18 protein-coding genes are annotated in these 16,522 nt (G+C 59.9%); 3 read left to right on the forward strand and 15 right to left on the reverse strand.

The genetic code is table 11. The annotated features are described in order from the left end of the window. Positions 1 to 29: 29 nt before the first annotated feature. The 6 genes from B0G52_RS35615 to B0G52_RS18255 all read right to left on the reverse strand — a co-directional run bounded on the left by B0G52_RS35615 (position 30) and on the right by B0G52_RS18255 (position 5,337). Positions 30 to 176: a hypothetical protein gene (locus B0G52_RS35615; protein ID WP_158223768.1), complete on the reverse strand. Its 147-nt coding sequence runs from the start codon at positions 174 to 176 to the stop codon at positions 30 to 32. After that, entirely contained in the window at positions 173 to 1,405 is a 1,233-nt protein-coding gene (gene fabF, locus B0G52_RS18235) for a beta-ketoacyl-ACP synthase II (protein ID WP_094046808.1), read from the reverse strand. The genes B0G52_RS35615 and fabF overlap by 4 nt, the downstream gene beginning before the upstream one ends. Positions 1,406 to 1,423: 18 nt before the next feature. Beyond that, positions 1,424 to 2,572 carry an NAD(P)/FAD-dependent oxidoreductase gene (locus B0G52_RS18240; protein WP_094046809.1) on the reverse strand — a complete coding sequence of 383 codons (1,149 nt, stop codon included), beginning with the start codon at positions 2,570 to 2,572 and terminating at the stop codon, positions 1,424 to 1,426. Beyond that, on the reverse strand, positions 2,556 to 3,251 hold the full coding sequence (locus B0G52_RS18245) for a methyltransferase domain-containing protein (RefSeq protein ID WP_233162782.1): 696 nt from the start codon (positions 3,249 to 3,251) through the stop codon (positions 2,556 to 2,558). The genes B0G52_RS18240 and B0G52_RS18245 overlap by 17 nt, the downstream gene beginning before the upstream one ends. Positions 3,252 to 3,295: 44 nt before the next feature. Further along, positions 3,296 to 4,393 (reverse strand): type III polyketide synthase, encoded by a 1,098-nt coding sequence (locus tag B0G52_RS18250; protein WP_094046811.1) that lies wholly within the window; start codon positions 4,391 to 4,393, stop codon positions 3,296 to 3,298. Between the two features lie 290 nt (positions 4,394 to 4,683). Next, the gene (locus B0G52_RS18255; RefSeq protein WP_094046812.1) at positions 4,684 to 5,337 is read right to left on the reverse strand and encodes a FusB/FusC family EF-G-binding protein; all 654 of its coding nucleotides are present in this window, start codon (positions 5,335 to 5,337) and stop codon (positions 4,684 to 4,686) included. 304 nt (positions 5,338 to 5,641) lie between these two features. Between B0G52_RS18255 and B0G52_RS18260 the strand changes: the two genes are divergently transcribed. Next, positions 5,642 to 6,646 carry an inorganic phosphate transporter gene (locus B0G52_RS18260; RefSeq protein WP_094046813.1) on the forward strand — a complete coding sequence of 335 codons (1,005 nt, stop codon included), beginning with the start codon at positions 5,642 to 5,644 and terminating at the stop codon, positions 6,644 to 6,646. Between the two features lie 13 nt (positions 6,647 to 6,659). Here the strand turns inward: B0G52_RS18260 and B0G52_RS18265 are convergent, their stop codons facing one another. From B0G52_RS18265 to B0G52_RS18285, 6 genes are all read right to left on the reverse strand, one after another. Further along, positions 6,660 to 8,177, reverse strand: coding sequence for a methyl-accepting chemotaxis protein (locus B0G52_RS18265; RefSeq protein ID WP_094046814.1), 1,518 nt, complete (start codon positions 8,175 to 8,177; stop codon positions 6,660 to 6,662). 126 nt (positions 8,178 to 8,303) lie between these two features. Further along, the gene (locus B0G52_RS35620; protein WP_158223769.1) at positions 8,304 to 8,462 is read right to left on the reverse strand and encodes a hypothetical protein; all 159 of its coding nucleotides are present in this window, start codon (positions 8,460 to 8,462) and stop codon (positions 8,304 to 8,306) included. 38 nt (positions 8,463 to 8,500) lie between these two features. Then, a complete protein-coding gene (locus B0G52_RS18270) occupies positions 8,501 to 10,372 on the reverse strand; it encodes an FtsX-like permease family protein (protein ID WP_094046815.1) in 1,872 nt (623 codons plus the stop codon). Next, positions 10,347 to 11,117 (reverse strand): ABC transporter ATP-binding protein, encoded by a 771-nt coding sequence (locus tag B0G52_RS18275; RefSeq protein WP_094046816.1) that lies wholly within the window; start codon positions 11,115 to 11,117, stop codon positions 10,347 to 10,349. The genes B0G52_RS18270 and B0G52_RS18275 overlap by 26 nt, the downstream gene beginning before the upstream one ends. Positions 11,118 to 11,229: 112 nt before the next feature. Continuing rightward, positions 11,230 to 12,219: a sensor histidine kinase gene (locus B0G52_RS18280; RefSeq protein WP_106359405.1), complete on the reverse strand. Its 990-nt coding sequence runs from the start codon at positions 12,217 to 12,219 to the stop codon at positions 11,230 to 11,232. Further along, the gene (locus B0G52_RS18285) at positions 12,216 to 12,923 is read right to left on the reverse strand and encodes a response regulator transcription factor (RefSeq protein ID WP_198960677.1); all 708 of its coding nucleotides are present in this window, start codon (positions 12,921 to 12,923) and stop codon (positions 12,216 to 12,218) included. Before B0G52_RS18285 ends, B0G52_RS18280 begins: the two co-directional genes overlap by 4 nt. Positions 12,924 to 13,118: 195 nt before the next feature. Between B0G52_RS18285 and B0G52_RS18290 the strand changes: the two genes are divergently transcribed. Then, positions 13,119 to 13,706, forward strand: a complete 588-nt coding sequence (locus B0G52_RS18290; protein WP_094046817.1) for a hypothetical protein — start codon at positions 13,119 to 13,121, stop codon at positions 13,704 to 13,706. Here B0G52_RS18290 and B0G52_RS18295 read toward each other — a convergent pair. The 3 genes from B0G52_RS18295 to B0G52_RS18305 all read right to left on the reverse strand — a co-directional run bounded on the left by B0G52_RS18295 (position 13,696) and on the right by B0G52_RS18305 (position 15,605). Further along, complete coding sequence (locus tag B0G52_RS18295) at positions 13,696 to 14,004, reverse strand: MTH1187 family thiamine-binding protein (RefSeq protein WP_094046818.1); 309 nt, start codon at positions 14,002 to 14,004, stop codon at positions 13,696 to 13,698. The genes B0G52_RS18290 and B0G52_RS18295 overlap by 11 nt on opposite strands. A gap of 175 nt (positions 14,005 to 14,179) precedes the next feature. Beyond that, positions 14,180 to 15,283, reverse strand: coding sequence for a nitric oxide synthase oxygenase (locus B0G52_RS18300; protein WP_094046819.1), 1,104 nt, complete (start codon positions 15,281 to 15,283; stop codon positions 14,180 to 14,182). A 37-nt stretch (positions 15,284 to 15,320) separates the two neighbouring features. Continuing rightward, positions 15,321 to 15,605 (reverse strand): hypothetical protein, encoded by a 285-nt coding sequence (locus tag B0G52_RS18305; protein WP_143762587.1) that lies wholly within the window; start codon positions 15,603 to 15,605, stop codon positions 15,321 to 15,323. A gap of 477 nt (positions 15,606 to 16,082) precedes the next feature. Here B0G52_RS18305 and B0G52_RS18310 point away from each other — a divergent pair. After that, positions 16,083 to 16,522: transposase (locus B0G52_RS18310; protein ID WP_143762588.1), on the forward strand; the 440-nt coding region annotated here is incomplete at its 3' end.

Genomic DNA, 16,522 nt, shown 5'->3' on the forward strand with positions numbered 1-16,522 from the left:
TTGGCCAGCAGCTCCCGAACCTCGGCGTACTACCCGTTCGTCTCCACGCCGTGATCGCCGAGCGCGCCGGGCAATCGGACGGCCAGCGGCGCGAAGCATGCGGTCAGAGCGAACCAGAAGCCGATCATCCCGAAGCGGCGGCGGATCGCCAGGTTCGTTAGCCGGCGCGGTATCATCTGCCGAACACGAGCACGGCGTTGTGGCCGCCGAACGCGAACGTATTGGACATCGCGGTGGCCAGGCGCCTAGGTCTGGCCGCATTGGGCGTATAGTCCAGATCCAACTCCCCGTCCGGCTCCCGGTAGTTGACGGTCGGAGGAACGATCCCGTCCCTTAGCGCCAGCACGGACAAGATCGCCTCTACCGCGCCCGAAGCTCCGAGCAGATGTCCGGTCATCGACTTGGTCGAGCTCACGGAGACGTCGTAGGCACGGGAGCCGAACGCCGCTTTGATCGCGCGCGTCTCCGCCGCATCGTTCAGCGGCGTGCTTGTCCCGTGGGCGTTAATGTAGCCGATGCTGCCGCACGACAGTCCGGCATCCTCCAGCGCGAGGCCGATCGTCCTGGCCCAATCGCTTCCGTCCGCGCGCGGCGCCGCGATGTGATGGCCTTCGCCTCCGGAGCCGTATCCGAGCAGCTCGGCGTAGATGCGCGCCCTGCGCGCCTTCGCGTGCTCCCATGCCTCCAGCACGAGCATGCCCGCCCCTTCGCCCATGACGAACCCGTCGCGCCGCTTGTCGAACGGGCGGCTACCTTGCGCAGGATCGGTTTGCGTCGACAGCGCGCGCATCGCCGCGAACGAAGCTAGCCCGATTCGGCAGACGGGAGCTTCCGCACCTCCGGCAATCATGGCGTCGGCTTCTCCTCGGCGGATCGCCCGGAACGCCTCGCCGATCGACTGCGAGCCCGAAGCGCAGGCGGTCGCCGTGCACGCCGTAATCCCCCTCGCTCCGAATCGGATCGCCACCCGGCTGGCCGCCATATTGGGCAGGAACATCGGAAGCGCGAACGGGGATACACGATCGTACCCGTGGCGCAGCGCATCCGCCATTCCCGCTTCGAACGTCATAATCCCGCCGACTCCGCTGCCGACCCAGACGCCCGTGCGCAGCGGGTCCGCGTTGTCTCCCACCGTCAGCCGGCTGTCCCGCACCGCTTCGTCCGCTGCGGCGATCGCCAGCTGCGCGAAGCGGTCCGCCCTTCTCGCCTCCTTGGCCTCCATCGTCCGCAGAGGATCGAACTCGCTGGCGATGGCGGCCAGCTTCACCGGCAACCCGTCCGTCCGCTCGTCGTTCAGCCGCCGAATGCCCGCGACGCCGTTCGCCGCGTTGCGCCAAGTCTCCGCCGCGTCGTTCCCGATCGGGGTGACGCAGCCTATTCCCGTAATCGCGACCCGCCTGTTCATCCGCCATTCTCCCCTCGGCTAATGCCGCAATCTCGTCGCCCGGACAAGCCTCTCCGCCGCCGCGGGCATCATCGCGCCCGCTCGCAGCAGCCATCCCGCAAGCGCCGGACGGGTCAGCACCCGCTCCATCCAGCCGCCCCATCTGAGCGGAGCCGCGAACTGCTTGCGAATTTGGCTCGTATACGTCTCTTCCCACCGCTCGTAAGCGATCTCGCCATGCAGATAAGCGTCGGCGAGCGGCGTGCACAGCTCCGCGGAGCGCAGCGCCATCGCCATCCCGTCCCCGCAGAAAGGCGGGATCGCCGCCACCGCGTCCCCCACGCACGGAATTCCGTTCCAGCCGCGCGGCTTCGCGCGCGTTCGGACCGGAGCGGCGGCAGCCTGCGTTCCCGGCACCGGATATGCCCCTTGCAATCTTCTTCGCAGGACGGGGATGCGCTCTGAAGCCCTTTCCAATATGCCCGTCAGCGCTCCGGCCGCGCCAAGCCGGCGGTATGCGGAAGGAGCGACGATCGCCGCCACGTTCAGCCGTCCGCCTTCGATCGGAGCAATGCCGACATAGCCGTCCTGGAAAAAATAAAGATCGACCGCTTCATCCGAGTCGGGTGAGGCGTAATGGGATTTGATGCCCATATACGTCGCGCCGGCAGGCGCCTCCCGATTGGCAGGCTCGTAGGTGCGAAGCGGATGCCGTCCCCATGCCGCGATGACGGTGCGCGCCCGCAGCAGCGCGCCTCCTTCTTTGACCGAGAGCGCGACGAGATGGCCGCCCGCTGCCGCGCGGGATATTTCGGCAACCGTCGCCCCCGTGTAGACGCTGGCGCCTTCGTCCCGGGCCGACTGCTGCAGGACGGCATCCAGCGTCCGGCGGCTCAGTCCCAGGGCCGGTCCCGGAAGCGGGATTTCCAGCGATACGCCGCCGCGCTCCGCATGAAGGCGCACCGTCTTGAGCGTCGCCGGCTCCAGAGAGGCGATCGACCGGTCCAGCTCCAGCGCCCTTAACGTCCCGAGCGCCTCCGGGGACAGAAACTCCCCGCACGCCTTATGGCGCGGAAACTTGTCCTTGTCGACCAGAGCGACATCCCATCCCCGCTTGGCCAGCGCATAGGCCGCTGCGCTTCCGGCTATGCCCGCGCCGATCACCACGGCGTCAAACTCCGTCTTCATGACGTCCGGCCTCCCGTCGTTTGGGTACGATCACGGCATAGCGAAACAGCGGTCTCCAGCGGTACGTCAAATCGTCGGTCCCGAGCTGTTCCGCAAGCTCGCGAATGTCTGTGCCGCGAAATCCCTTCGCCACGGACAGAGGGCCGTCGTGCCGGATATAACGATTGCGCGACAGCAGTCGCGTCGCCAGCCATACCGCCGTCCACGGAATCCAGTGGCGGTGAATGTCGCCGACGACGACCCCGAGCTGCGAAACCGACCGCATTCTTTTCACGACGTCCGGGAGTCGCTCCTTGGAGAAATGATGCACGAATTGCGAAGCGGTCACGATGTCGGCCGCCCCGTCCGCCAGCTCGAACAGATCCTTGCGAATAAAGCTCACCCGCGCCTCCTGGGAGAACAGGCGGGCCGCTTCCCGTTCCGCTTCCTCCGTGACGTCGGCCAGCATGACGGTCAAGCTCACGCCGCGCCGATTCGCCCATTTCAGAACCTGGCGGTTGATGTCCCCGGAGCCGGAGCCGACGTCCAGCACGGTCAGCGATCCGGGCCTTCCGGATTTTTCCCACAAGTGATTAATGCCATAAATAATCGGACCTCCGGCTCCGAACAGCCGATTCAGCCTGCGCAAGTGCCGCAGCGCTTCGCCAAGCGGCTCTCCTCCCGAGGAGAAGTCGTCCATCAGCTCGGGCTTCGGTGAACGTCTCTTGAGTCCCCGTTCCCCGATCATGGGCGGTACGAGAAGCGAAGCATTTCCGCGGTCATTCCCGGTCCGAACGCCAAGGCGATGCCGCGCTTCGCCCCGTCGTTCGTCCGCCGCAGCTTCTCTCTCAACCGATCCAGCACGAACAGAATGGTAGCCGAAGACATATTGCCGTACTCGCGGAGCACGGACCGGCTCGCCTCCGTCTGTTCGTCCGCCAGCCGGAACGCCGACGCCAGAGCATCGATGATGCCTCTTCCGCCCGGGTGGATCGCCCACAGCTCCGGCAGCTTCTCATCCGGCCAGAACGTCCGGATCGCTTCGGGAATCTCGCCTGCGATCAGCGCCGGAATTTCCGGAGAGAGCCGGAGCCGGAAGCCGTAGTTGCCGATCGTCCACTGCATGCGATCCGCGGTGTTCGGAATCGCCGCCGCCCGCGCTTCGTGCAGCATCAGCGCGCCCCCTTGCTCCGCCCCATCCGCTGCGACGACGCAGGCCGACGCGCCGTCTCCGAAGAACGAGGCGGTGAACAGTTCCTCTCGCTCGAACGAAGGCTGAATGTGCAGCGTGCACAGCTCCGCAGCGACGACGAGCACCCGGGACGCCGGTTCGCCGCGGACGATGTCCGATGCAAGCCGCAAGGCGGTCAGTCCCGCCGCGCAGCCGAGGAACGTGAGCGGCGTGCGCTTCACGTCCGCTCTCAAGTCAAGCCGTCCGACCAGCTCCGCGTCCAGACCGGGAAGGAACATGCCCGTGCAGCTGGCGACGATAAGATGAGTCATGTCGCCGGGGCGCACCCCGCTGTCGGTGAGCGCCCTTCTGGCGGCCTGTTCCGCGAGCGGAACAGACGCTTCCCGGTAGAGCGTCATCCGTTCCTCGGTCGCGGGAATGCGAGTTTCCGGGGACGCGGGGATATAGCGGCAGACGGATGCAGGCTCCAGCAAGTTGGGCTCGCAGGTGTAGCGGCTGTCCACCCCGCAATGGGAGAATATCCGCTGAACCCACCTTGCGTCCGTCGGCCGATCCTGCAAAGCTTCCTTTAATCGCCGTGAAGCGTCCTCCTGCTCTAGACGATAGGGCGGAACGGCCGTGCCGATGCCCCTGATGGCGATATGATCCACAACGCCAAGCCCCCTAACCTTATTGAAATCGGACAAGAAGTCGTATTTTCAAGATATGATCGGATTAGGAGACGCATTCCAGTTACAACGAAAAGGAGCTGTCACATCCATAAACAGAGTCATACCTTGCCCCCTGCTTACGAGACAGCTCCTTCTTCAAGTTCAATGGATAGTTTACATAATAATAATTATGTAAACAAAATTCAATAATCGTTCCCGCTCCTTTCGTTTTTCCATATGCGAACGTCAAACGGCAGTCCAACAATCGGGCTGCCGTCGTCATTAAACCCTTAATCGAGCACCGAGCGGATGAAGCTTTCGAGCGCCGCCGTGTCGGTCATGCTCCGGTTGCACTCATGGCCGTTGATGCACAAGTAGTTGCCTACTGCCTTGTAGTAATCGGGCGAGCTGTTCGCCGGCCTCTTCTTCGTAATCGCCGAGAAGAGCGCGAGCTCGTCGTACTTGCGGCAAATAAAGCAATAGTTCTTCTTGTTCATCGGCGAGTATCGGCCTTCGACGCCCACCAGCTTCCCGTCCAGCGGATACACCATGAACAGCTTGTTCGTCGCGACGTCGAGCCAGCTCAAATACGTAACGAACCGATAGTCGATCGCGGCCAGATCGGGCAGCTTCAGCTTCTTGTTTTTCGGAAACAGCTTCGCGATCTGCTCCTTGGACATTCGAGGAAACTCGGTCAGGAACGGCTCCAGGGAACGGGCGTAACGCGTGTAATCTTCAGCCGTCCGGACGTTGACGATGTCTCCGAGCAGTGCCGCTTGCTCCGTCGTCGCTTGCGGGAACATCGCCGACACTTCGGCTTCCGCGTTCGCCTTGACCGATTCGACGACTTTGCGGTCGGACGCGTAACGCACGGCGTTCAGCACCGCTTCCGCTTGTTTATTAATGGCATTAAATTGATGATTGGCAATAAAAGTTTCGCACATTTGGACTCAGCCCCTTATTTGTATTGGTCACAAATCAGGTGCAAAGCCGAATGACGGAAACGAGCTTATGCTTGCGTACAGGCGATAGGATGAATCGAAAAACGCCCCATGCAAAGTATCGCCTCCGTATCGGGCTTTGCATGAGTTCGGCCAGTCCGACAATCTTTGATTGCCATTCCCATCATCCTCCCCTCTCTCCGGATATGGGTTCATTATAGAAGAATTGCCTCGCGCGCGCAATTTTCCGTCCCCCGCTCGCCGGGAGCCCGTATACCCGAACATGCCGCATGGAAATCTATGTAGCATGACAACCGTTTACATTACGATGACTATCGTCGTCGCTTTGACGCTCGCATTCGATTTTATTAACGGCTTCCACGACACGGCCAACGCGATCGCAACGCTGGTGTCCACGCGGGCGCTCAGACCGCGAATCGCGATCGTCATGGCCTCCTGCATGAATTTCGTCGGCGCGCTCAGCTTCACGGGCGTGGCCAAGACAATCGGCGGCAGCGTGGCGGACCCGTCGCGGCTCCAGTACGGCCAGCAAGTCGTCATGGCCGCTCTGCTCGGCGCCATCGTCTGGAATTTGATCACGTGGAAATTCGGCATTCCGTCGTCCTCCTCCCACGCTCTGATTGGAGGATTGGCCGGAGCGGTCATCGCGTCGGAAGGGTTCGGCGCCATCAACGCGGGAGGCTTCGCCGGCATAATCAAGGGTTTGATCGTGTCTCCTTTTCTTGCCTTCGGCATCGGCTACGCGCTCATGCAGGCGATGAAGCTTATTTTCGCAGGGGGCAATCCGCACAAGCTGAATAAGCGCTTCCGGGTCACGCAGATCGCGACCGGAGCGCTTCAGTCGTTCACGCACGGAACGAACGACGCGCAGAAAGGCATGGGAATCATCACCTTCGCCCTCGTATCCGCCGGGCTTCAGGACGATCTGGAGGTGCCGCTGTGGGTGAAGCTGGCGGCGGCGACGGCGATCGCGCTCGGAACCTCGGCGGGAGGAATGAAGATCATCCGCACATTGGGAACGAAAATATTCAAAATCGAACCGATCAACGGGTTCACCGCGGATCTGAGTTCGGCCGGCGTCATCTTCGGCGCGACGTGGATCCATTTTCCGGTCAGCACGACGCACGTCATTACCTCGTCCATTCTCGGCGTAGGCAGCGCGAAGCGTTTCTCCGCGGTCAAATGGGATACGGCGCTTCGCATCGTCATCTCCTGGATCATCACGATTCCGATCGCCATGACGATGTCCGCGCTGGCCTACGAGCTGATTTACTGGTGCTTTTTGCGATGACGCGCCCGTTCTCTTACGCTCTGGCGAACTGCTCCTGCAGCCGGAAGCTCAGACCGCTCAAGTCGGCCAGCTCCGCATCGATCTGTCCGGCGGAATCCACCTGCTTGTCGACCATCGCCGTCAATTGCTCCAGCGATGCCAGCCCTTGCTCGATGACGGTCGCGATCTCGTTCATGCCGCCGGTGAAGGACGCGGATTCGCTGCGCATGCCGTCCATCGTCCGGCTCATCGCGGCGATGAAGTCGAGCAACCGCTCGATCAGCTGCTGCATCTGCGAGAAATCGGCGGCGAACGCTTCGACGTGCTCCGCCGATTTGCGAATAATTTGCTGGCCCTGTTCGGATTGCGCATAGTTCGCTTCGCTCTCCTCGTGCACCGCGTTCATCATCGCCTGGATTTCCTGTGCGGCAACCCGGCTCTGTTCGGCCAGCTTGCGGATCTCGGCGGCGACGACCGCGAAGCCTTTGCCGTGTTCGCCCGCCCTGGCCGCTTCGATCGATGCGTTCAGCGCCAGCAGTCCCGTCTGGTTCGCGACTTCCTGAATCATCCCGCTCATGCTCCGCGCCCGCTCCGCCGATTGCTTCAACGAGCCGATCGCGGCGAGGGAGCCGGCCACCGTGCCGAGAATAAGCCGATTGTTCTCCTGCAGCTCGTTCACCTTCAGCCGGCCCGTCTCCATCGCTTCCCCGGTCTGAACGGCGCTGATCTTCAGCTCGTCGGTGGAAGCCAGGGCGCTCTGGATCGAACCGTTCATGCCGTGCAGATTCGTCTCCATCCGTTCGATCGCCGTGACTTGATTGCCCAGACCTCCGGCCACCTCGGCGAAAGCCTGGCGCATCTCCTCGTTCGTGCGCAAGTTTTCCTCCGATTTGCCGGACACCGACGCCGAAGTGGAGCGAATGTGCTCGGACAGCTCCTGCACTTGGCCGATCAGCTCCATCAGGCTGTCATCCTTGAGCTTCTTCTCTTCTTCCAGCTGCGCCGTGATCCTCCGTTTGGAACGGATCTGCAGCACCGTTGCGCCCGACGTCAGCACGAGGAACAGCGCATGAACGACGAGCATCAGGAACGGATATTGGTCCGTCCCGAACACCAATTGCGGCGTGATGAAAAATCCGGCCAGATGCTGCACCGCGAACAACGCGGTCATCATGAAGATCAGACGCTCGTCCTCGTAATAGGCCGCCGCCGCGATGACCATGAAAATCGAGAAATGGAATTCCACTCCTCCGCCGCTGCCGCTGATGATCGCCATGCTCGACAGCGTCAGCACCAGCGTATTCAGCCATGGAAGCAGGCGATGCTGTCTGTCCTTCAAGTAGTTGTATAAGCTTGCGGCCCATACGATGATCGGCGCAAAAAAGAGGACGTATTGTCCCCCTAGAATCGCTGCCGTCTCCTCGTAATGGCCTCCGTGGCCGGAACCGTGGCGGAACGGGTCCAACAGGCGGGTTATCGCGAAGACGACGACGTTCAGCAGCACGGCCGCTCCCGAAATTTGCAGCATCAGCAAGTTCTTTTTATCTTGCATAATCTGGATGCATCCTTCCTGAATTGAAAGTATATCCTTTTAATGATACACTGTCGCCTCGCTTGATCCCAGTGCAGAAAGTGCTAATCAGGGATAATTTTGACGCATCGATAAAGTCAATTTTACCTATTGCAGCGCATACGAGGAGCCGCGCACTTCCCAAATCAGCTCTTCCCATTTTACGCCCGCTTTGGTCATACCGTTCATCCTCTGCTCCTCCCCGCTCCCCGCGGCGTTGCGCTCAAAATCGGCAAGAGGCCGCCCGACCAGGACGGCCTCTATCATTTTTCCCGCAGGGACGGGGACGTTTCAACAATGACGCCCTACGCGACAACCTCCTTCACGTAACGTCCGCGGATGAGCAGGAAGTAGACCGCCTGGATCGCCATGAACGTGCCGAGCACCGACATCGACGTCGTCATCAGCGAGTAACCGAACATGTTTTGCAGCGCAGTGAGCGCGACCGCACCATGTACGAAGGCGACGACGATCGGTACGAAGAACAGAATCATCAGCTGCTTCGTCACGATGCCGGACAGCTCCCGATCGGTCAGGCCGAGCTTCGCGATCGATTTGAACTTCGCTTTGTCGTCCGGCAAGTCCGCATACAAGCGGAAGTACAGGAAACTCCCCGAGGCGACGAAAAATACCGCGCCGATAAACAATCCGATGAACAGTACGACGCCGAAGGCCTGGTTCAGCAAGTGCAGCTCGTAAGCGATCGAGAAGAACCGGCTGTCGCTTGCGGCCAGCTTCTCCTCGAGCGTCTGTCCGGCGTTCTTCGTCTTCTTCCACTCCTTGACGTCGAACGCGTGGAAGCGTTGAACGGATGGGTGTTCCAGCTTCTCGAACAGCTCGTCCGCCACGACGTAATAATCGTCGAATATCGGCAGCGTCACCGATGACTGGGAACCGATTGGATCAAGCTCGACGCCTTCCGTCTCCAGCAGCGCTTTCCTTGGAGCGAACTCCCGGTAACCGGCAGCCGCGTTCGTATAGTAGATCATCATCGATTCGTTCCCGTTAAGCTCGACCGGCTTCTCTCCTGCCGCTTCCGCGATTGCGTTGAACTCGGACGCCTTCACCACATAGACGCTTTGATCCGACCCGGCCGTCTTCTGATCCGACATCGAAGCTTCCAGCTTGCTGTAGTCGACTCCTTCGCTCCGCAGCGTCCGCTCGATCTCCTCGACTTCCGCCTTTTCGCGATCCCCGGCGTCCTTGCCCGGCGTATATGTGAATGCAAACGGATTATCGTCCAGCAGAACGTTCGTCGCCATCGTCTTGAAGCCGACCAGCGAGCCGATCGCCGAGAAAGCCACCGTAGACAGGATCGCCACCATGAAGAACGTCCGCGCGTTGTCCTTCATCCGGTAAGCCAGATCGGACAGGAACAGCAGATTCGTCTTGCGCCAGAAGAACGAACGTCTGCTGCGACACTTGTGAATGAAGTACACGCTTAACTGCGTAAACAGGAAGTACGTTCCGACGATGACCATGAGCGTCACCGGAATCATGACCATGAACACGACCATGCCTTTTGCGATCAGCGCGATCGCATAACCCGCCCCGAGCAGCAGCACGGCGAGCAGCGACAGCAGGACGGACGATTTGGGCTCCGGCTTCGGCTTTGCGCTTCCTTTAAGCAGATCGATCAGGCGGTTCCCCCGCAGGATGATTACCGTGAAAGCCGAGATGACGACGAACAGCGCGAGGAAAGCGGCCAGCGTAAGCGCGAGAGCCTCCCACGGCAAGTAGAACTTCAGCGTATCGTCCAATCCGAGCAGATTTTCGGCCGTCAGCAGCATCGTCTTGGCCATGACGAGCCCCATTCCGATGCCCGCAGCCGTCGCTCCCAACCCGATCAGCACGTTTTCCAGAAACACCATCGCCTTGAGCTGCGAGTTGCTCATCCCCAGCATGACGAGCAGTCCGAATTCCTTTTTCCTCGTCTTCAGGAACGCGCTCATCGAATACAGCACGAAGAAGAAGGAGAAGACGTAGATCAGCCCTTCGGCAAAATGCATCGCGGTCGTCACGTTGTTGTGCACCATTCCGCCTGACATGCCGGGGTGGAACGCGAACACCGCATAGACGAAAAAGGCCATGACGGAAAACGCGCTGCTCAGAAAATAGGCGGCGTACGTGCGCTTATTGCGCATGACGTTGTTAAACGCGAATCGTCGAAAGGTCATGCGCGTTCCCTCCCAGCAGCGACAGCACGTCGATGATTTTCTGGAAGAACGCCTGCCTGCTCTCCCCGCGGTGAATCTCGTTAAACAGTTGGCCGTCCTTGATAAAGACGACCCGGTGGCAGTAACTGGCCGCGACCGCGTCGTGGGTAACGAGCATCATCGCCGTCCGCTCCGAGCCGTTGAGCGCGACGAGCGTTTCCATGACGTCCTTGGCCGATTTCGAGTCGAGGTTGCCCGTCGGCTCGTCCGCGAACAGAAACTTCGGCCTGTGGATCATCGCCCGGGCGATCGCCGTCCTCTGCGCCTGTCCTCCGGAAATTTCGTACGTGCGCTTGCCCAGAATCGACTCGATGCCGAGCTTGGCGGCGATCTCGCGCACCTTGCTCTCCATCGTCCTCACCGATTCCCCTTCCAGCGTCAGCGGCAGCACGATATTCTCCTCCACCGTCAACGTGTTCAGCAGGTTGAAATCCTGGAACACGAAGCCGAGCTCGCGGCGACGGAACTTCGCCAGCTCGCCCTTCTTCAGCTTGTGCGGATTGCGGCCTCCGATCAGCACCTCGCCCGTCGTCGGCGAATCGATCACGGCGACCAGATTCAGCAGCGTCGTCTTGCCGCTGCCGGACGGCCCCATAATGCCGACGAATTCGCCCTCCTCGATCGACAAATTAATGTCGGTCAGCGCTCGCGAAGGCACCTTGCCCCCGTAAATTTTGTTTAACTGGCGCACGCTCAGCATTTCCATCGCGCATTTCTCTCCTTCTCCATGGCGGCAGGCCAAGCCGCCGCTGTCTGTCTGATAAGGCTATTGTATCCGGAGAGAAAACGCCGGCCTATCGATTTGCCTTTCAGTTTCCTTACACGGATGTAAGGTGCGAGGCGAAGACGATGCGGACGCGGGTACCGACGCCGGGCTCCGACTCCAGCTCGATCCGGTGACCCAGCCGCTCGGCGATCTCTCGGGCGAAGTAGAGCCCCATTCCGGTCGACTCGCGGAACTTGCGCCCATTGTCGCCGGTGAAGAACGGCTGGAAGACGCGCTTGATGTCCTCGGGGGGAATGCCGATGCCGCGATCGCGAATTTCCAGCACCGCTTCCGCGCCGCGCGTCAGCGAAGTGAACGTCACCTTCTCGTGGGAATCGGCCGAATATTTCACCGCATTCGTCACAATCTGGCCGACGAGGAAGCCAAGCCATTTCGCGTCGCTCTCGACTTGCAGGCCGGCATCGACCTGCAGGTCCGGGTACACCTTGCTGCCGATGAACAACCGCTTGTTGTCGCGGATCGCGTTTTCGCAGATGGCCTTCAGCGAGACCGGCTCGACCCGGAAGTCGCGGTCGAACGTTTCCAGGCGGGCGGCGTACAGCACCGTCTCCAGCCCCTTCTCCATGCGCTCGGCTTCTTCCAGCACGCTGGCCGAACGCGGATCGTCCTCCTCCATCGTGAGCCGGATGACCGCGAGCGGCGTTTTCATCTGGTGCACCCATTGGTTCATGAATGCCAGATGGTCTTTGCGCGCTTTCTCGGCCAGCTTGATCCGCCGTTGGTAATGTCCGTACTGCGACTGCAGCAGCGCGTCGACCGCTTCCGGGAGGGGGCCTGAACCGAGCCCTTGAATCGAATCGTCCAGCTCCGCCATCGGCTCGCTTAACGTCCGATAGAGCTGCCGGAGCGAGACGTAGCGATAGACCAAATAGCCCGTCAACAAGACGAGCCCGACGAAGACGGAATAAAGTCCGGTCAGCAAATGGCGGTAGCCGTCCAGCCAGTAAATCAGCAATACGAGAAACAGCTGGACGATCTGCATTGCGACGAGCGCCCGATGATCGCGGATAAACAATCTCATGGCCGCTCCCCCGCATTCCAATCAGGTAGCAGCCGATAGCCGGCGCCGCGCACCGTTTCCAGACTGCCGTCGATGCCGAACTCCTGCAGCTTTTTGCGCAAGCGGGTAATGTTCACGTTGAGCGTGTTCTCGTCGACGAACGCCTGATCGTCCCACAGCTCCTCCAGCAGCGCCTCACGGCTGACGATTCGGGGCGAGCGCTTCATCAGCATTTCCAGCAGCACGGCTTCCTTCTTTGTGAGCGTGCTTCCGGCGCCTCCCAGCGACAGCTCCAGCCGCTCCGGATACAGGTGCAGCCCCGCCAGCTTGACGATTCTCTCCTCCGTCCGCTCCGCGTATTCTCCGTACGCCCTTCTCAGTTGGCTGCGGATTTTGGCCATGACGACTTCCATATGGAAGGGCTTCGTAATATAGTCGTCCGCTCCGTACTCAAGCGCCATCACCTGGTCCATCTCTCCGTCGCGGGCGGAGATGAACAGAATCTGGCACTTGGAGAGGGCGCGGATTTGACGGCACCAATAGAAGCCGTCGAATTTCGGCAAGTTGACGTCCATCAGCACGAGATGCGGATCGTACCGGCGAAAAAAATCCGTCACTCCCGCGAAGTCCTCCACGACTCCGGTATCGTAGCCGTATTTCTCGATGTTCGCTTGCAGCAACGCCGCCAGCTTCGGATCGTCCTCGCAAATCATAATTCGATGCAATGCGCTCCCCCTTTCCGTGCCTGTTCCATAAATTCGTGTTGGATGAAGGCCTCCGTTCCGGTTCGCCCCATCCTTAAGTCGGGGTACGGACCGGCCCAATGTCCGATTCGTCGACTCTACCCGGGGACGTGATCGAATTCGTCCGCTTCCGATAAGATGGAATCAAAGATGTCGACCGGGAAGGAGTCCTTTTTCATGATTGCTAACGACGAGGTTTATATCGTATTGTCCGCCACCGGAACCTGGTTCAGCCGGACGATCCAATGGGTGACGAAAGCTCCGCTGAACCACGCTTCGCTGTCCTTCGACCGGGAATTGAAGGAAGTATACAGCTTCGGGCGCAAAAAGCTGAGCAACCCGATCTTCGCCGGGTTCGTTCAGGAAAATTTCGCGGACCCGTTCTACGAGGACGCTCCATGCGCCGTGTACCGCCTGCGGGTCGGAGAGAACGCGCGCGCAGAGATGCGCCGCCTCGTGAACGAAATGAAACGGCAGCCGGACCGTTACCGCTACCATCTGCTCGGCCTGATCGGCGTGCTCATCCGGCGCAAAATTCCGCGCGAGAACGCGTATTTCTGCTCGCACTTCGTCGCCTCCGTATTGGAGCGGGGCGAATGCCGTCCGGTCGATAAGCCGGCCTACTTCATCACGCCTGCGGATTTCGAACATTCTCTCTCCGCTCAACAAATCTACCGCGGAACGATGTCCGGCTACTTGGCCAGGTTTAACTCGACCTATCCAGCGGCCGTTTACGGCTCCTCGTTCTCTCCGGCTACCGCTTAAGCTTCTCTTCCACCGAGAGAAGCTTCTGCTCCATCGTCCCCTGCTTGTCCCGGCGGTCGTCAATCGTCAGCGTCGTCGACACTCTCGCCGCGCCGCTTGCGAACGGCACCTCATGCATCCTGCGGACGACCGCCAGCAGCTCGTCCAACTCCCCTTCGATAATTGTGCTCATCGGAGTCAGCTGGTATTTGATCCGCTCAGCGGACTGCTCCAACACCCGATGCACCTCGGCCACATACTCGCCCACGCTCGGCGATCCCGTCCCGAGCGGCACGATCGTCACTTGTACGATTGCCATCCCCTATCACTCCTTGTGCTCATCCTTTGCTCGCAAACTCATATGGCCGCTCCAGCGCGATATCGTCCAGTCCTTCCCCAGAGCTAATACGGCCGCTTCAGCGCGATATCGTCCAGTCCTTCCCCAGAGCTAATACGGCCGCTTCAGCGCAATATAGTCCAGTCATTCCCCAGTACTAGTACGGTCGCTCCTGCGGGGCGTAGTCCGGGTCGATCTCCCGTTCGCTCAGGTCGCTTCGGTGCCACACGGGCGTCGCGGCGGGCGACATCGGCGGAATCAGCCACGACCAGCGAGCGTTCACGTCCCGCCCCTGCTCCTGCTCGCGCTTCATGAACCGCATAAACTGCTCCGCCGCCGTGTGATGGTCCACAATGCTGACTCCGTTTGCCTTGAAGGAATGGATAACTGCCGAGTTCAGCTCCAGCAGCGCCCGATCCTTCCACAGCGTCGTATTCGTAGAGCGGTCGAGGCCGAGCAGATCGGCGATTGCCGGCAGCTCGTCATAGCGATCCGCATCCGCCAGATTGCGCGCTCCGATCTCCGTTCCCATATACCACCCGTTAAACGGGGCGGCCGTATAGCGGACGCCGCCCACGTTCAGCGCCATGTCCGACAGAATCGGCACCGCATACCACTGCAGCCCCAAGCGGGCGAACTCTCCGATTTCCGGATGCTCGAACTTCACTTCCATGACCGCCTCGTCGGGAATCGAAAACCACTTCGGCTCGCGACTCCCGATCTGGATCACAAGCGGCAGCACATCGTATTTCGTCCCCCGCCCTTTCCAGCCTAAGCGCTGAATCGCCTCGGTAAGCTCGGCAGAAGCGGGATCGCCGACGACGCCGTCCGGCGTCCGGTAGCCCGCATAGCGAATCAACTGATGGTTCCAGATGCGGATGTTCGGGCCGTCCGGCTTTTGCGGAGCGAACGCGGTCAGCGTCGGACGGATGCGCCCTCCGTTCGTCGCATGCTCGATGTGCCGCAGCAGCGCGGCTGCGATCTCCTCTTCGGTCTTCGCGCTTCTCTCGTCGAATACTTCAAGCGAGTCCCAGAACAGCCGTCCGATGCACTTGGCGTTGTTTCTCCAAGCGACTTTCGCCCCGAACGTCAGCTCCTGCTTCGTATGGGTGTACGTGCCCGTCTCGCGAATTTCCGAGGCGGCCTCGCTTAATCGCGCCTCGCATTGCTGAGCGCTTCCCTTCGTCTCCTCGTAATAGGAACGGATAAAAGCTTCGGCCTGGCCTTCCAGTTTTGAATTAAAATTAATGGCATTAATCATGATGATTGAGTCCTCGGTCTACATAATATTTGTTATGTTACTTCTTTGGGGGATCGGAATTTTTACCGCGTCTGTAGCGTTCGACAACAGCCTGCACAATCCACACGATCGAGCCGATCAGATACAGCGGGAATACGATGACGAGCATCGTCGCGAAGTCGCCCAGATCGTCCCATTCCCCCGTATTGCGCAGCTGTGCTTGCAGCATGATCAGGCAACCGAGCGCATAGATGCCGAGCGGCCACCATCTTCTCCTGAATCCGGCCAATATCGGCAATGCGACGAATACGATCCAAACCATGACGTACACCGGTCCGTGCATGCGGTCTCTCCTTTCGAAGACGACGTCGAATTCCCTTTCATTGTAACAAAATCCGGCAGCCTTGCGAAATGACAGTTCCGCGAACAAAGGCAGCCCTCTCTTCTCCTTTCCCCCCTTTCACGCTATCCCCTTCCGTCAGTTCGTCTGCTTCCTTTCCCGTTCAACTTTCCGCTCCTTTTGTCGCTATCCCCCTCCGTCAGTCTCCCTTACATCACACCTACTTTTCACCCCTTTTGCCGCTATCCCTGTCGATCAGTTCGTCCGCTCTCTTCCAGCCTTTTACCGCTATCCCTTTCGGTCAGTTCACGATCCCGCTACCATCCTCTATCTCCCCCTTTTGCCGATATCCCTTTGAGTCAGTTGGAAATCATGATGTATAAAAAGAAAAATTAACTAATTTCAACTTTAAATAAGAACAAATGTTTGGTATAATTGAATAGAGAACAAACGTTCGTTTGATGCGGAAGGGAGATTCGTATGAGCCTTAAAGAAGCCGCGGAGAAATTCCAAAAATTTTGTTCCGTCTATAAAGAGGAAGCGGATTGTTTCTCTGTTCTGTTCGAGTTGAAGTGGCCCGACGGCTTTCGCTGTCCGCGCTGCAACCACCCGCTTTTCTATCTCATTTCCACCCGTCGGATTCCGCTCTACGAATGTCGCTCCTGCCATACGCAAACTTCCTTGATCGCCGGCACCATTATGGAGGGCAGCCGTACGCCTCTTCATCGTTGGTTCCAGGCCATATTTCTGCATGCCCAGTCCCGCTGCGTGAATGCCCGCCAGCTCTCCGAAGCGATCCATGTCACCTATAAAACGGCCTGGCTCATCTGTCACAAAATTCGCCGCGCCATGGCTGCGAGAGAATCGAATCGACTGCTATCGGGTATTGTTCGCGTTTCGGATTCCGTCTATTGCAAACG

The sequence above is a fragment of the Cohnella sp. SGD-V74 genome, assembly GCF_003001675.1.
Classification (GTDB): Bacteria; Bacillota; Bacilli; order Paenibacillales; family Paenibacillaceae; genus Cohnella.

Coding starts and splice junctions, on each gene's coding strand:
- B0G52_RS35620 (WP_158223769.1), bottom strand. CDS start 8,462: ATGATAGAGGCCGTCCTGGTCGGGCGGCCTCTTGCCGATTTTGAGCGC.
- B0G52_RS18305 (WP_143762587.1), bottom strand. CDS start 15,605: ATGCACGGACCGGTGTACGTCATGGTTTGGATCGTATTCGTCGCATTG.
- B0G52_RS18270 (WP_094046815.1), bottom strand. CDS start 10,372: ATGACCTTTCGACGATTCGCGTTTAACAACGTCATGCGCAATAAGCGC.
- B0G52_RS18265 (WP_094046814.1), bottom strand. CDS start 8,177: ATGCAAGATAAAAAGAACTTGCTGATGCTGCAAATTTCGGGAGCGGCC.
- B0G52_RS18300 (WP_094046819.1), bottom strand. CDS start 15,283: ATGATTAATGCCATTAATTTTAATTCAAAACTGGAAGGCCAGGCCGAA.
- B0G52_RS18260 (WP_094046813.1), top strand. CDS start 5,642: ATGACAACCGTTTACATTACGATGACTATCGTCGTCGCTTTGACGCTC.
- B0G52_RS35615 (WP_158223768.1), bottom strand. CDS start 176: ATGATACCGCGCCGGCTAACGAACCTGGCGATCCGCCGCCGCTTCGGG.
- fabF (WP_094046808.1), bottom strand. CDS start 1,405: ATGAACAGGCGGGTCGCGATTACGGGAATAGGCTGCGTCACCCCGATC.
- B0G52_RS18240 (WP_094046809.1), bottom strand. CDS start 2,572: ATGAAGACGGAGTTTGACGCCGTGGTGATCGGCGCGGGCATAGCCGGA.
- B0G52_RS18255 (WP_094046812.1), bottom strand. CDS start 5,337: ATGTGCGAAACTTTTATTGCCAATCATCAATTTAATGCCATTAATAAA.
- B0G52_RS18275 (WP_094046816.1), bottom strand. CDS start 11,117: ATGGAAATGCTGAGCGTGCGCCAGTTAAACAAAATTTACGGGGGCAAG.
- B0G52_RS18290 (WP_094046817.1), top strand. CDS start 13,119: ATGATTGCTAACGACGAGGTTTATATCGTATTGTCCGCCACCGGAACC.
- B0G52_RS18280 (WP_106359405.1), bottom strand. CDS start 12,219: ATGAGATTGTTTATCCGCGATCATCGGGCGCTCGTCGCAATGCAGATC.
- B0G52_RS18295 (WP_094046818.1), bottom strand. CDS start 14,004: ATGGCAATCGTACAAGTGACGATCGTGCCGCTCGGGACGGGATCGCCG.
- B0G52_RS18245 (WP_233162782.1), bottom strand. CDS start 3,251: ATGGACGACTTCTCCTCGGGAGGAGAGCCGCTTGGCGAAGCGCTGCGG.